This is a genomic window from Aceticella sp. 75b-Ac (assembly GCF_056032965.2).
On sequence record NZ_CM190971.1, the window covers coordinates 450466 to 465389 of the forward strand.

Consider the following 14924-nt stretch of genomic DNA (forward strand, 5'->3'; position numbering starts at 1 on the left):
TTTAATATATGTATGATTTAAGATACAGTTTTAAAATTGATATCACAAAAGATAAACAAGAGGCTTACTTAACAATTGTAAAGGATTTAGATGGAGAGATATTAACAGAAGTTAATATTTTAAATACTTTGAAGAAATATAATATTTCATTTGGAATTATATATGAGAATATAGAGAAAATTTGTAAAGAACATAGTTTAAATAATAAGATTCTGATAGCACAGGGTATTAAACCAATTGATGGTCAAGACGAAAAAATAGAATTGAATATTGATTTTAATAATATTTCAACTCTAAAGATATTGAAAAATGAATGTGTAGACTATAAAGATTTGCAATTATATAAAAATGTTAAGAAGGGTGATCTTTTAGCAAAAAAACTGGATTCTGTTCCAGGCAAAGATGGTATTAATATATTTGGAGAAATAGTAAAATGCAAAGAAGGAAAAAAAGTAGATTTACCAGCGGGGAAAAATACTTATATTGAAAACAATTTATTACTATCATCAATTGATGGACATGTTATAAAAAAAAATGGAAAATTAGAAGTTAATGAAGTCATTGAAGTAAAAGATATTGATGCATTTGTAGGAAATATAAAAACGAATGCAAGTTTAATTATATCTGGAAATATAAGGTCTGCTTTTTCTGTAGGAAGCGAAGGAGATATAGAAATATTTGGTGTAGTAGAAGGAGCAACAGTTAATGCCAAAGGTAATATTATAATACATAAGGGTATTCAAGGTAATGGTAAAGCCAAACTGATTTCTGGTGGAGATATAGTTTCAAAGTATATACAAAATTGTGATATTTCAGCAGATGGCGACATAACAAGTGAGGCTATAATTTATAGCAATGTTAGGTGCAATGGCAGCATAAACATGATAGGTAAAAAAGGGTTAATTGTTGGAAGCACAGTTGTAGCAGCAAAATCAATAAATGCTAAAAATGTAGGTTCAAAGACGTCTACACGAACTGAACTTCAAGTAGGGGTTTCACCTGAAAAAAGATTAAGGATAAAAGAGATATCAGACAAAATAAATGTTAATACAAAAAATATTAATGATCTAAAAAAAATTATAGATTATTTTGAAAAACTTGGCATATCTGATAATAAAATTGAGATATATAAAAAAGTAAAGATTTTTGTAGAACAATTAGTTGAAGAAAATCAAATACTTTTAGATGAGTTAAATGAATTAAATATGATCACAAAAAAAGAAGGTTATGGTATAATAAAAGTGTCGGAAAATATTTATCCCGGTTCAAAAATTATTATTGACGAAATAACATTGCAAATAAATGATACATATGAATATACTATGTTTATTAAAGACGGTAGTAACATTAAAATTTTACCATATAAATAAGGGGATGATGTTATGTCTATTAACCCTCTTGACCTGCAGGTTGCCATACCGAAATCAGTTGAAGTAAGTAATATTAAGCAGATAGAAATTCAAAAAAATGATGTTTATGTTCAGCAATTTGCAATATCATATGACAATGAGAATAAAATAAAAAAGAATAGAATAAATAAAACAATGAAACATTTAAGATGCATATAAAAGGAAATAATGAAAAAAGAAATGAAAAAGAAAAAAAGAAAAAGAAAAATAAATTTTTAGGGCATATTGACATTAAGGTTTAAATTAAAATCATTAGTTTTTGCAGAAGCAAATTTTACGGCAATATTTACTATAGGAAAAAATGAATACAGTATAAATGGACAACCTTATCCAATGGATGTTGCACCATATATAAAAGATGACAGAACATTTTTACCGTTACGTTATATTGCTTATGCCGATCGATTTAAAAACTGTATTTACATTCTAAGACAAACCAGCATGAATCTTCTAAAAAATATTGACACATTTTTATATTAAAGCTATAATAACAAATAAACAAATGATATCGAGAATTGCAATGATTAGGAGAGTAGTAATAACAGGTATACAGGGAGAAGATACCGTGACTGAAAGTATCTTTATATTCATGTGATTATGAAAGACACCTATGAGCAGAATAGCCGATATGTAGGTTATATCCGTGAATCTGCGTTAAAGAAATAAGTTATAATCAGGGTGGCACCACGGGAAAAACCTCTCGTCCCTGCAATGAATATTGCAGACGTGGGGTTTTATTTTATGTAATTTTAAGGAGTTGATACAATGTTAACAAAAGCCCCAAGAGGAACAAGAGATGTATTACCATTAGAAATATATAAATGGCAGTATATAGAAAATAAAATTAGAAACATATGTAATAATTTTGGATTTAAGGAAATTAGGACTCCATGTTTTGAACATACTGAATTATTTTTAAGAGGTGTGGGTAAGTCAACAGATATCGTACGAAAAGAAATGTATACTTTTACTGATAAAGGAGGCAGAAGTATAACACTGAAGCCTGAAGGAACTTCGCCTACTGTCAGGGCGTTTATAGAACATAACCTATATGCAGAAACTCAACCAACAAAACTTTATTATTTTACACCTGTATACAGATATGAAAGACCACAATCGGGTAGATTAAGAGAACATCATCAATTTGGTGTTGAAATGTTTGGAGCAAAAGATGCCTCCGCTGATGTTGAAATAATAAGTATTGCAATGACGTTATTTGAGGAATTGGGATTAAGAAATCTTGAACTTAATATTAACAGTATTGGTTGTTCTGAATGCAGAAAGGAATACAATAAGGTTTTAAGAGGATTTTTAAAAGAAAATTTAGAAAATCTCTGTGATGATTGTAAAGCCAGATATGAGATAAACCCAATGAGGGTTTTAGATTGCAAGGTTGAAAATTGTAAGAAAATCTTAAAAGATGCCCCGCTTATTTTGAATTTTCTTTGTGATGATTGTAAAAAGCATTTTGATGATTTGAAAACATATTTGACAGCCATAGGGTTTAAATTTTTAATTAATCCGAGAATAGTAAGAGGACTTGATTATTATACGAGGACAGCATTTGAAATAATATCAAATGACCTAAGTACACAGGGAACGGTTTGCGGTGGAGGTAGATATGATGGTCTTGTGGAAGAATGCGGAGGTCCCGCCTTTCCAGCTGTTGGTTTTGGATTAGGTCTTGAAAGGCTTATTCTTTTACTTGGAAATAGCGGAATAGAAATACCATTACCAACAGGACCAGACCTTTTTATTGCATGTGCAGGTGAAAATACAAAAAAATATATTTTTTCTCTTGTTTATAAGCTTAGGCGTGCAGGTTTAAGTGTTGAAATGGATAGCATTAAAAGAAGCCTAAAGGCACAGATGAAATATGCCAATAAGCTTAATGCTAAATTTGTAATTATAATAGGGGAAGATGAAGTTCTAAAGAAAAGTGCTAAGCTGAAAAATATGGCAGATGGTTCTGAAATAGAGATAAAAATTGATGAAATATATGAAAAAATAAAAGATTATATAGGGAGGAATAAATAATGGAAAAACAAAAAAGAACTCATATGTGTGGGGAATTAACATTAGATGATATAAACAAAGAAGTTGTTTTAATGGGTTGGGTTCAGAAAAGAAGAGACCTTGGGGGATTAGTATTTATTGAATTACGAGATAGGACAGGTCTTATACAGATTGTATTTAATGAGCAAATTTCAAAAGAAGCTTTTGATAAAGTACAATCTGTAAGGACAGAATATGTTTTAGCTGTAAAAGGAAAAGTAGTAAAAAGATCTGATGAAACCATAAATTTAAAATTAAAAACAGGTAAAATAGAGGTCTATGTAGAAACATTAAAGATTTTAAGCAAATCAGAAACACCACCATTTATGGTAGAGGAAGACAATAATGTTTCTGAAGCAGTGAGGCTTAAATATAGATATATAGACTTAAGAAGACCTTCAATGCAAAAAACATTTATGACAAGATATAAAATAACAAAGTTAGTAAGGGAATATCTTGATAAAAATGGGTTTATCGATATTGAAACACCTTTACTAATAAGAAGTACGCCAGAAGGCGCAAGAGATTACCTTGTTCCAAGCAGGGTACAACCGGGTAAATTTTATGCACTGCCGCAATCTCCCCAGATATTTAAACAGCTTTTAATGCTGTCGGGTTTTGATAGATATTATCAAATTACTAAATGCCTTAGAGATGAAGATTTACGTGCTGATAGACAACCGGAATTTACGCAGATTGATATGGAAATGTCTTTTATAGATGTTGATGATATACTTTCATTAAATGAAAAAATGATAGCAAAGCTATTTAAAGAAATATTAGATGTAGATGTTTCTTTACCATTTAAAAGAATGACATATCAGGAGGCTATGGACAGGTTTGGCTCTGATAAACCTGATATGAGATTTGATATGCAATTAAAAGATTTAACAGATATTGTTTCAAATTGCAGTTTTAAAGTATTTAATGATGCTATTTTGAATAAAGGTTCTGTTAGGGCAATAAATGTAAAAGGTGCAGCTGCAATTCCAAGGAGACAGATAGACGAATTAATAGAATTTGTTAAAACATATAAAGCAAAAGGAATGGTATGGATACAAGTAATGGAAGAAGGTATTAAATCACCTGTTGCAAAATTTCTTACAGATGAGGAAATGTCTTTAATTTTAAAAAGAATGGAAGCAGATAAAGGTGACTTGATATTAATGATTGCCGATAAAAATAATTCAGTTGTTTATGATTCATTAGGGCATTTAAGACTTGAGATGGGCAGAAGATTTAATTTGATTGATAAGAATAAATATGAATTTTTATGGGTGTTAGATTTTCCCCTTTTAGAATACAGCGAAGAAGAAAAAAGATATGTTGCAATGCATCATCCATTTACATCTCCAAAGGATGAGGATTTGGAATTGCTTGATTCAAATCCGGGAAGTGTAAGAGCAAAAGCATATGACATGGTAATAAATGGTGTTGAAATAGGTGGAGGAAGTATTAGAATACATGATACAGAACTTCAAAAAAAGATGTTCAAGATATTGGGTTTCAGTAATGAAGTGATCCAAGAAAGATTTGGATTCCTTGTTGATGCATTTAAGTATGGTGCACCACCACATGGCGGTATTGCATATGGACTTGATAGGCTTACAATGCTTATGACCGGAACAGAGAATATAAGAGATGTCATTGCATTCCCTAAAACTCAAAATGCTGTCTGTCTTATGACAGATGCACCATCTCTTGTATCAGAAGGTCAGCTTGAAGAATTGCATATAAAAATTGAGAAATAAACGTTTACTATTGAAATAAAATTAAAAAAGTGTTAAAATATAAATAGAAAAAGTAGATACCCTGTGGTGTTCGTGTAATACGGTCATTGTTTTGAGCCAACACATATTAAATGGGAGCTTAACTCTGACAGCGGAATATATGCCATCTACGAATGGAAATATGAAACTGCCAGGAGAGCACCCACCTGCGAGAGCAGGTTCAAAACTGCCGCATAACGGCACCATGGGGATTTATTATTGGAGGAATATAATGTTTCATTCTTTTTCAAGAACGGAATTATTAATAGGCAAAGAAAATCTTGATAAATTGAAAGTTAGTACGGTTGCTGTATTTGGAGTAGGCGGTGTTGGTTCATATACAGTTGAAGCACTTGCAAGGTGTGGTATTGGCAAGCTTGTAATTGTAGATAATGATATGATTTGCATTACAAATATAAATAGACAATTAATTGCCACAAGAAAGACCCTCAGAAAACCAAAGGTAGAGATAATGAAAGAAAGAATCTTAGATATTAATCCTGATGCAAAGGTATTAGCATATAAAGAATTTTATTGTGCTGAAAACAGTGAAAAATTATTGTCACAAGATTATGATTATATTGTAGATGCCATCGATACGGTTTCTTCAAAGATTGACCTTATTACTAAAGCGAAGGATATGGGTATACGGATTATAAGCTGTATGGGGGCAGGAAATAAGCTTGAACCTACAAAATTTGAAGTAGCTGATATATATGAAACCAGTGTATGCCCACTTGCAAAAGTTATGAGACATGAACTTAAAAAAAGAGGGGTGGAATCTTTAAAAGTTGTCTATTCAAAGGAAAAGCCTTTAAAGCCATTTTATGAAATTGATATAAATGAAGAAAATTACAGTTTAATCAGCAATGAAAAAACTTCTACTGAAAGAAATCATATTCCCGGAAGCATTTCATTTGTTCCATCAGTTGCAGGTCTTATATTAGCTGGTGAAGTAATTAAAGATTTAATTGGTTACCAAACTTATTTAAGCCAATGAGAGAATGAAAGCATAACTTTAAACTTTTTACTGAAAAAGCAAGGTGAGAAAATACCTTGCTTTGTACTTGAAATATTATTCAAGCGATCCAGTTCCAAGTTGTAAAAAGAATAAAGAAAAAAGCTTGAATCATTGGTAATGCGATCATAAGAGCTATTTTTAAGTTAGGTCTATCCTTAACCATCTGTGCCAATGTAACCATTATGGGGAAGATTACAACAATATAACGTGACATACTGGCTAATGGTGTCATGGAATGAAGAGTAGGGGCTGACATTGGAATCAAAACACAAATCAAAGCAAATATTATCCATGACCAAGGCAGCCCGTAGCGACGTCCTAAAAGAGATAAAAATATTCCAGCCAAAGCTGATACTCCGTCAATCAAGCTGTAAAATGGAGCAAATTGCGGTTTCCAGGCACTTATATAAATATTTTTTGACCATATGAAGGGTGGCGCAGGTGTTACTATTCGATAAAAAGCCATAGCAATACCCATCCATGGCGGTTGCAGGACTCTTCCCCAGCCACTCTCCGCATGAACAAACCGTAAAGGGTCTTTAGTATTCCACCACAGAAATAATGCCCAAAGTGCAAAAGCCCCCGGAATAAGAAGAAGTGGTATACATTTACGCCAAGCTCTTTTGCCATATTGTTCCCATACAAGCAATATTAAAGGAATAATAAGCATGATACCTAAATTACGTGTTAAGGTAGCAATAGCTCCTCCTATACCCGCCAGCCACCAACGGTTGCGATCTGCAGCCCAGAAGGCTATCACTGTTCCCATCAAAAAAAGGGATTCAGTATAAATTGCAGAAAAAAAGAAGGCTGTTGGGAAAAGTATAAGAAAAAGCACTGTTGTATGAGCTACTTCTGAACCAAAGCGCTGTTCTACTAATTGGTTGAGAAATAACAATCCAACAATAAAAAAGAGGTTAGAAAGTATTACACCAATTATTACAGGAGGAATACCTGTAAGCCTTTCAACCAAACCTATTAACATAGGGTAAAGCGGAAAAAAGGCTTGTGGAGAATAATGAGAATTAATTGGAATATTGTAGCCATGTTGTACAATAGCAAGATACCATTGGGAATCATATCGGTCCCACATAGTAAATAAAAGTGGTTCATTTGGCATAGGCCAAGGTTGTGATGGATTGCCTCCTGGGATACGAAGATTTGCCCCCCATCCTATAAAAAGCAAAGCAAGACGTGAAATAGCCCATGCTGATAAAATCCATAATATTTGTTTTAAATTATGCTGTTTGTACATATGATTTCATGGTTTATATAACCATTTCTCTCCCTTCATTCATTTTTTATTTTTGATGCTTGATTTAATATATTTTTCCTTTATGATTATATCATAAATTTGTCAACAACTTAAAAAATATGCAAACAAATATAAAAGAATAGTATATAGCATACTTTTTTAGATTTGGGATATAATCAAAAGTGGTATATGAAGACATTATCATAAATCAATCAGTTGTAGGAGAACTCAAAAAATGGATATATTGACAAAACATCATTAATGAATTATAATTAAGGTACCTTATAGGGGTATAGGAGGATAGGATATATATGGATTCTTATAAAAATAAAAAAGATGATTTGATTAGAAGGTTAAGGAAAATTGAAGGTCAAGTTAAAGGATTGCAAAAGATGATAGATAAAGACACGTATTGTATAGATGTGCTTGTACAGGTTGCAGCAGTTAGGTCTGCCATAAACAGTGTTGGTAAAATACTTCTTAAAAGTTATACATGCAGTTGCGTTAGAGATGCAATGACGACAGAAAAACAGGATGTAATAATAGATGAACTTGTGGATGTATTTATAAAATTTATAAAATAAGATATCTTTAAATATTAAAGATATAAAATTAACTGAGGAGGAATTAAAAATGTCTATAACTGAAATTACAAATCAAAATTTTGAGAAAGAGGTTTTAAATTCCAATATTCCGGTTGTAGTAGATTTTTGGGCTGAGTGGTGCGGTCCGTGCAGAATGGTATCACCAATAATTGATGAATTAGCACATGATTATGAAGGCAAAGTCAAGGTAGGCAAGATAAATGTAGATAAAAAAAATGAACTTGCTATGAAGTTTAAAGTAATGAGTATTCCTACAATTATAATATTTAAAGATGGGAAAATAGTTGAAAAGATTGTTGGTGCAAAACCCAAAGCAGAATTTGAGAACTTTATTAATAGAAATTTATAATGATTTAAATAAAATTTTATCATACAGACAAGAGAACCGTCCCTTGTCTGTCTTTGCGAAAAGGTGATATATATGAATATGTTTGATATGGCAAGAAATAATTTTAGAAACAAAAATGCTCCGTTGGCAGATAGAATGCGCCCTAAAACCATTGATGAATTCATAGGGCAAAAGCATATTCTTAAAAAAGACAAACTGTTATACAGGGCAATAAAGGCTGATAAAATAACCTCACTTATATTTTATGGACCACCCGGTAGCGGTAAAACAACACTTGCTAATATTATTGCAAATACGACAAAATCCAATTTTGAAAAAATAAATGCAGTTACATCAGGTATTTCCGATATAAAAAAGATTGTTGCTGAAGCAAAGGACACCCTCTCAATGTACGGCAAAAGGACAATTCTTTTTATTGATGAAATTCATAGATTCAATAAATCACAACAGGATGCATTGCTTCCATATGTTGAAGATGGAACGGTTATTTTTATTGGTGCAACTACAGAAAATCCTTATTTTGAAGTTATAAAACCATTAATATCAAGGTCAATGATTTTTGAGCTTTTTCCTCTAAGCAATGAGGATATTAAGGAAATATTGTTAAATGCAATTACTGATAAAAAAAGAGGATTGGGAAATGAAAATATAAGAATAACAGAAGAAGCGCTCAATCATATAATAAATAATGCCGATGGAGATGCTAGAGCTGCTCTAAACGCTATAGAACTTGCTTGTTTAACAACATCACCTGACAAAAACGGAATTATATATATAGATTTAAATGTCGCACAAGAAAGTATACAGAAAAAAGCATTGAAGTATGATAAAAATAGTGATAACCATTATGACACAGTATCTGCATTTATAAAAAGTATGAGAGGCTCTGATCCTGATGCAGTATTATACTGGCTTGCAAAAATGATATATGCAGGTGAAGATCCAAAATTCATTGCAAGAAGAATTGTAATATGCGCTGCCGAAGATGTCGGAAATGCCGATCCCAATGCTCTAATTCTTGCTGTATCTGCTTTTAATGCAATAAATTTCATAGGCATGCCTGAAGGAAGGATTATATTAGCACAAGCTGCGATATATGTTGCTTGTGCTCCTAAAAGCAATTCGGCTATTAAAGGTATAGACATGGCATTAGAAGATGTAAAGAGCTTAAGGACAGGTACAGTACCAAAACATTTGCAGGATTCTCATTATGAAGGAGCAAAAAAATTAGATCGGGGTATTGAATATAAATATGCACATAATTATAAAAATCATTATGTTATTCAGCAATATCTGCCAGATGAATTAATTGGGCGTAAATATTATAGTCCTTCATTCTTGGGATACGAAAAAAAGATGAAAGAATGGCTGGAAAACTTGAAAAAATAAAATAAGGGAGGATAAGGATGTGGAAGCTGTCGGGATTGAAGATGGGTATTGCACATTAAATAAGGTTCACGCTAAAGCATGATGGCATTTTAGCGGGTTCAACATATGAATATTTAAAAAAATTATTAAAACGGTATAAAAAATTAATTTTTTATACCGTTTTAATGTATACTTTATTCTTTAAAAGGAAATAATCTTATTACTAAAATAAATTATAGATCTGGAGGAATATATTTGTATCGCATACCTGACCATATAGGCATAATTCCGGATGGCAATAGGCGTTGGGCTGTTAGCAAAAACATGTCCAAAGAAGCGGGATATGTTTTTGGATTAAACCCCGGCTTAGAATTATATAGACTTTGCAAACAACTAGGCGTTAGAGAATTAACATATTACGGTTTTACACAAGATAATACAAGAAGACCACCTGTTCAAACGATAGCTTTTCAAAAAGCCTGCGTGGATGCGGTGAGAATGCTTGAAAAAGAAGATGCGAACCTTCTGGTAATCGGTAACTACAATTCACCTATGTTTCCGAAAGAACTGCTTCCATATACCAAACGGATTCAATTAGGAAACGGTAAAATAAAAGTTAATTTTCTTGTTAATTATGGATGGCAATGGGATTTGAATTCTGCATTTATTAATTACAAAAATGCAAACGTCAATGCTAATATATTGAGTTTTTTGCCGTCAGCAGATATATCACGGGTAGATTTGATAATAAGATGGGGAGGGAGAAGGAGACTGAGCGGTTTTTTGCCTATACAGTCCATTTACGCTGATTTTTATGTAATAGATGATTACTGGCCTGATTTTAAACCTGAACATCTATATAATGCATTAGAGTGGTATTCCAGACAGGATGTGACACTTGGAGGTTAAAAAAGCTCGTTTATGGGAGCTTTTTGTTTTATGTAGAACACTTTTGGTTATTAACGAGATTTACGAATATAAGAAATTATAAAAGTTTAATAATATAAAACAAAGGAAATTTGAGCAAACTGTGATTTTAATAAACTATGATATTGACAAAACTCAAATATAGTGGTATTCTTTTTATGTAATTCCGAGCTGAATAGTAGGAATTAGGAGTGTGGTTCCATGAAATTATCAACAAAAGTCAGATATAGTGTACGAGCAATGTTTGAACTTGCATTGTATTATGGAGAAGGACCGATTTCTTTAAAAACAATTGCTGAAAATGAAGGATTATCTGAACAATACCTTGAACAACTAATAGCAATACTTAGAAGAGCGGAACTTGTAAAAAGTGTAAGAGGAGCGCAGGGAGGATATATGTTATCCTTACCACCTGATAAGATAACCGTTGGTGATGTTATTAGAACACTTGAAGGGTCATTAGCACCTGCAGATTGTGTTATAGAGGATGTTCCTTTCGAATGTAATAGAGCGGATAAATGTCCGACAAAAATTGTTATGGAAAAGATAAGAGATAGTATAAATAAAGTTATTGACTCAATAACATTGCAGGACATGTTAGAGGATTACAAAAAAACGGATCAAAAAAACGCATTTATTTTATAAATTTATTATAGTATTTAGGAGGAATTTTAATGAAAAGAATCTATCTTGATAATGCGGCAACCACTCCTGTAAGATCCGAGGTATTAGAATCAATGCTGCCGTATTATAAAAATCTCTTTGGAAATCCATCTTCCTTATATTCATATGGGCAGGAAACAAAAAAGGCAATAGAAGAAGCAAGAGATAAGGTTGCAAAAGCAATTGGAGCTAATTCAGATGAAATATATTTTACAAGCGGCGGTTCAGAGTCTGATAACTGGGCATTAAAGGGTGTTGCTTATGCGTTGAAAAACAAAGGCAATCATATAATTACGACATCAATAGAACATCATGCCATCCTTCATACATGCCAGTATCTTGAAAAGCAGGGATTTGAAATTACATATCTCCCTGTTGACAAATATGGATTAGTGAGCCCAGAAGACTTAAAAAATGCGATTACAGGTAAAACAATTCTTGTGTCTATTATGTTCGCAAATAATGAAATAGGTACGATAGAACCAATTGAAGAACTTGCTCGGATAACGCACGAAAAAGGAATATATTTTCATACAGATGCTGTACAGGCAGTTGGAAACATACCAATAGATGTGAAAAAAATAAACATTGATTTATTATCGTTGTCTGCTCATAAGATATATGGACCTAAGGGTGTTGGAGCATTGTATATAAAGAAGGGTGTTAAGTTGCATTCGCTTATACATGGTGGAGCACAGGAGAGAAACAGAAGGGCAGGTACTGAAAACGTAGGCGGTATTGTGGGACTTGGTACAGCAATAGAGCTTATTACAAACGATCTGGATTCTCATATAAATAAACTGAAATATTTAAGAGATAAGCTTATAAATGGAATATTGGAGAAAATACCTTATACAAGATTAAATGGACACCCAACAAAAAGGCTTCCAGGTAATGTCAATGTATCCATAGAATTTGTTGAAGGTGAATCAATGATTTTAAGCCTTGATATGGCTGGAATATGTGTGTCAAGCGGTTCGGCATGTACTTCCGGTACACTTGATCCGTCACACGTATTGCTTGCAATCGGGCTTCCGCATGAAATAGCACATGGCTCATTGAGACTGTCTATAGGCAAAGAGAATACAGATGAAGATGTTGAAAAAGTTTTAGAGGTTTTACCAAATATAGTTAATAGATTAAGGGAAATGTCACCATTATTTAAAAGGGTTAAGGAGGAGAAAAAACTTGTATAGTCAAAAAGTCATGGATCATTTTATGAATCCAAGAAATGTGGGAGAAATTGAAGATGCGAACGGCGTTTCTGAAGTTGGCAATCCTGTTTGCGGAGATATAATGAAGATGTATCTTAAAATTGAAGACGGGATAATTGTTGATGTAAAGTTTAAAACCTTTGGATGTGGTGCAGCAATAGCAACAAGCAGCATGGCAACCGAAATGATAAAAGGAAAAACGATAGATGAAGCGCTTAAACTTACAAATAAAGCTGTTGCAGATGCTTTGGACGGACTACCACCTGTTAAAATGCACTGTTCCGTCCTTGCTGAACAAGCTGTAAAAGAAGCTATTGAGGACTATTATAAAAAACAAGGTGTAGAGGTAAATAAATGAGATAAACAAAAAATAATTAAATATTAATATTAAAAAATGTACATTTAATGTGTGCATTTTTATTTTATTTAGGGGGAAAATAATATTGTGCTAAAAAGGGGGGATTAGGGTGATATTTTTAAAGAACATAATCGGTATGCCAATAGTATCCCTACAGGATAAAACAACATTAGGTGAAATAAATAATATTTTATATAAAAATATAAATGGAAAAATAATTGGGATATTAATTGATGAAGAAGGCTTTCTGAAAAACCCAAAAATAATTTATAATGATGATATAATAGATATCAATAAGAAAATATTTATTAGAAATTCAGAATCAATATTTGATATTGACAAAAGCAAAGTATTGCTTGATATTATTAATGGGAAATATAATATTTTAGATAAAGATGTTTATGATTTGAAAAATAATTTTTATGGTAAAGTATATGACCTTATATTAGATGAAAAAATGAGAACAATAAATTATATAGAAATAAGTAAGGGCTTTTTAACAGATTTAATGAATGGGTTAAAATTAATTAAAACTAAAGATTTAGATATAATAGAAGATAAGATAATATTAAGAAACCCTACATTTTTTACAAGGGGAGGTATAAAAAACTTATTATAAAAATACAGAAGGAAGGTGCTATCATGAACGAAAAAGGAAAATATATAAAAAGTTTTCTTGCTGGTGCAGCAATGGCAGCTTTTGTATTTCCAAGAATAAAATCAAAAAAAATGAGACAGGTTTTGCAAATGGGATTATCAAAATTATTTCACAAAGTTAATAAATTATAAAGGGCCAAAGTGCCCTTTTATTTTAAGGTGGAGGTTATGAAATCTATTAAAAAATATATTATATATGTAATTGGAACTTTAATAATAATATTTTTTCTATATTTCATTTTTAAAGATACAGAAAAAATTAAAGAGATATTATTTCCATTTTTCATATCCTTTGTAACAGCATATTTAATAAGTCCGTTTGTAAGATATTTTGAAAAGAAAGGTTTAAATCTGACAGTTTCAATAATAGTTGTATTTTTATTGTTATTAATTTTAATGTTTGTGTTTGTATTATATATAATTCCGTTTATTTTAGATGAATTTGCCAATATATTTAAAATGCTGCCTGTATATATTAATCATATCAATGATTATCTGTACAATATAAAACATAATTACCTTATATATCTGCCAAGAGAATTCGAAGATATTGCAGATAAAAATATTGAAAAAGCAAATGCATTTTTTGTAAATAAGGCAAATAATATTATTAAACATATATTATCATTTACTGGAATAATTATGAATCTAATATTAACACCTATTATAACCTATTATTTAATTAAAGATAAAGATATATTTAAAAATGAAATAAAAGACATAATACCTGAAAAAAATAAGGATAAATTTATTTTGGTTTTAACTGATATTGATAAGGTTTTAAGCAAATTTGTAAGAGGGCAAATTTATATTTCGCTTTTTGTCGCATTGTTTACCTCCTTAGGCTTGCTTTTAATAAAGGTGAAGTATGCCATAATAATAGGTATAATAGCAGGAGTATTAAATATTATACCTTATTTTGGACCAATTTTAGGGGCAATACCTGCGGTAGGGATGGGACTGCTGGATTCGCCTTATAAGGGAATGTGGGCTTTTATTATTTTCATACTTGTACAGCAGGTGGAGTGTGGCTATTTAGCCCCAAAAATTATGAGCGATAGTGTTGATCTGCATCCTATTACAATCATTGTATCTTTGCTTATTGGAGAAGAATTTTTTGGGATATGGGGAATGCTTTTTTCAGTACCGATTACAGCTATAATAAAGGTTATATTGAAGGATATATTTATTGAGGTATAAAAATTAAAACTTAACGCTATTATTGACTTAATATCTTTTTTTCAGTATAATATACTCAAAAAAGAAGGAAATTC

17 protein-coding genes, 1 other RNA gene and 1 other annotated feature are annotated in these 14924 nt (G+C 31.4%); of the genes, 17 read left to right on the forward strand and 1 reads right to left on the reverse strand.

Annotation, left to right across the window (positions count from 1 at the left end; all coding sequences use genetic code 11):
* Positions 1–8: 8 nt before the first annotated feature.
* The 7 genes from AC0LWJ_RS02390 to AC0LWJ_RS02420 all read left to right on the forward strand — a co-directional run bounded on the left by AC0LWJ_RS02390 (position 9) and on the right by AC0LWJ_RS02420 (position 6233).
* On the forward strand, positions 9–1370 hold the full coding sequence (locus AC0LWJ_RS02390; protein ID WP_474236974.1) for a flagellar assembly protein A: 1362 nt from the start codon (positions 9–11) through the stop codon (positions 1368–1370).
* A gap of 12 nt (positions 1371–1382) precedes the next feature.
* A complete protein-coding gene (locus tag AC0LWJ_RS02395; RefSeq protein WP_474236973.1) occupies positions 1383–1568 on the forward strand; it encodes a hypothetical protein in 186 nt (61 codons plus the stop codon).
* Between the two features lie 66 nt (positions 1569–1634).
* Positions 1635–1889 carry a copper amine oxidase N-terminal domain-containing protein gene (locus AC0LWJ_RS02400; protein ID WP_474236972.1) on the forward strand — a complete coding sequence of 85 codons (255 nt, stop codon included), beginning with the start codon at positions 1635–1637 and terminating at the stop codon, positions 1887–1889.
* 31 nt (positions 1890–1920) lie between these two features.
* Positions 1921–2120, forward strand: a binding site (T-box leader).
* A 54-nt stretch (positions 2121–2174) separates the two neighbouring features.
* Complete coding sequence (gene hisS / locus AC0LWJ_RS02405; protein WP_474236971.1) at positions 2175–3446, forward strand: histidine--tRNA ligase; 1272 nt, start codon at positions 2175–2177, stop codon at positions 3444–3446.
* Entirely contained in the window at positions 3446–5215 is a 1770-nt protein-coding gene (gene aspS / locus AC0LWJ_RS02410) for an aspartate--tRNA ligase (RefSeq protein WP_474236970.1), read from the forward strand. Before hisS ends, aspS begins: the two co-directional genes overlap by 1 nt.
* 55 nt (positions 5216–5270) lie before the next feature.
* Positions 5271–5449: non-coding RNA, 6S RNA (ssrS, locus tag AC0LWJ_RS02415), on the forward strand.
* 16 nt (positions 5450–5465) lie between these two features.
* Positions 5466–6233 carry a tRNA threonylcarbamoyladenosine dehydratase gene (locus tag AC0LWJ_RS02420; RefSeq protein ID WP_474236969.1) on the forward strand — a complete coding sequence of 256 codons (768 nt, stop codon included), beginning with the start codon at positions 5466–5468 and terminating at the stop codon, positions 6231–6233.
* 79 nt (positions 6234–6312) lie between these two features.
* On the opposite strand, the gene AC0LWJ_RS02425 is transcribed toward AC0LWJ_RS02420, so the two are convergent.
* A complete protein-coding gene (locus AC0LWJ_RS02425; protein WP_474236968.1) occupies positions 6313–7509 on the reverse strand; it encodes a mannosyltransferase family protein in 1197 nt (398 codons plus the stop codon).
* Between the two features lie 311 nt (positions 7510–7820).
* Between AC0LWJ_RS02425 and AC0LWJ_RS02430 the strand changes: the two genes are divergently transcribed.
* The 10 genes from AC0LWJ_RS02430 to AC0LWJ_RS02475 all read left to right on the forward strand — a co-directional run bounded on the left by AC0LWJ_RS02430 (position 7821) and on the right by AC0LWJ_RS02475 (position 14850).
* The gene (locus tag AC0LWJ_RS02430; RefSeq protein ID WP_284679256.1) at positions 7821–8093 is read left to right on the forward strand and encodes a metal-sensitive transcriptional regulator; all 273 of its coding nucleotides are present in this window, start codon (positions 7821–7823) and stop codon (positions 8091–8093) included.
* A 49-nt stretch (positions 8094–8142) separates the two neighbouring features.
* Positions 8143–8463, forward strand: a complete 321-nt coding sequence (gene trxA, locus AC0LWJ_RS02435) for a thioredoxin (RefSeq protein WP_474236967.1) — start codon at positions 8143–8145, stop codon at positions 8461–8463.
* Between the two features lie 72 nt (positions 8464–8535).
* Positions 8536–9852 carry a replication-associated recombination protein A gene (locus AC0LWJ_RS02440; RefSeq protein WP_474236966.1) on the forward strand — a complete coding sequence of 439 codons (1317 nt, stop codon included), beginning with the start codon at positions 8536–8538 and terminating at the stop codon, positions 9850–9852.
* Between the two features lie 234 nt (positions 9853–10086).
* Complete coding sequence (gene uppS, locus AC0LWJ_RS02445) at positions 10087–10740, forward strand: polyprenyl diphosphate synthase (RefSeq protein ID WP_474236965.1); 654 nt, start codon at positions 10087–10089, stop codon at positions 10738–10740.
* A 219-nt stretch (positions 10741–10959) separates the two neighbouring features.
* Positions 10960–11403 carry an RrF2 family transcriptional regulator gene (locus tag AC0LWJ_RS02450; RefSeq protein ID WP_284679230.1) on the forward strand — a complete coding sequence of 148 codons (444 nt, stop codon included), beginning with the start codon at positions 10960–10962 and terminating at the stop codon, positions 11401–11403.
* Positions 11404–11432: 29 nt separating this feature from the next.
* A complete protein-coding gene (nifS, locus tag AC0LWJ_RS02455) occupies positions 11433–12617 on the forward strand; it encodes a cysteine desulfurase NifS (protein WP_284679229.1) in 1185 nt (394 codons plus the stop codon).
* Positions 12610–12993: a Fe-S cluster assembly scaffold protein NifU gene (gene nifU / locus AC0LWJ_RS02460; protein WP_474236964.1), complete on the forward strand. Its 384-nt coding sequence runs from the start codon at positions 12610–12612 to the stop codon at positions 12991–12993. The genes nifS and nifU overlap by 8 nt, the downstream gene beginning before the upstream one ends.
* Before the next feature lie 109 nt (positions 12994–13102).
* Positions 13103–13612, forward strand: a complete 510-nt coding sequence (locus AC0LWJ_RS02465; RefSeq protein ID WP_474236963.1) for a PRC-barrel domain-containing protein — start codon at positions 13103–13105, stop codon at positions 13610–13612.
* Between the two features lie 23 nt (positions 13613–13635).
* On the forward strand, positions 13636–13782 hold the full coding sequence (locus AC0LWJ_RS02470; RefSeq protein WP_284679227.1) for a hypothetical protein: 147 nt from the start codon (positions 13636–13638) through the stop codon (positions 13780–13782).
* A gap of 36 nt (positions 13783–13818) precedes the next feature.
* Positions 13819–14850, forward strand: coding sequence for an AI-2E family transporter (locus AC0LWJ_RS02475; RefSeq protein WP_474236962.1), 1032 nt, complete (start codon positions 13819–13821; stop codon positions 14848–14850).
* Positions 14851–14924 lie beyond the last annotated feature (74 nt).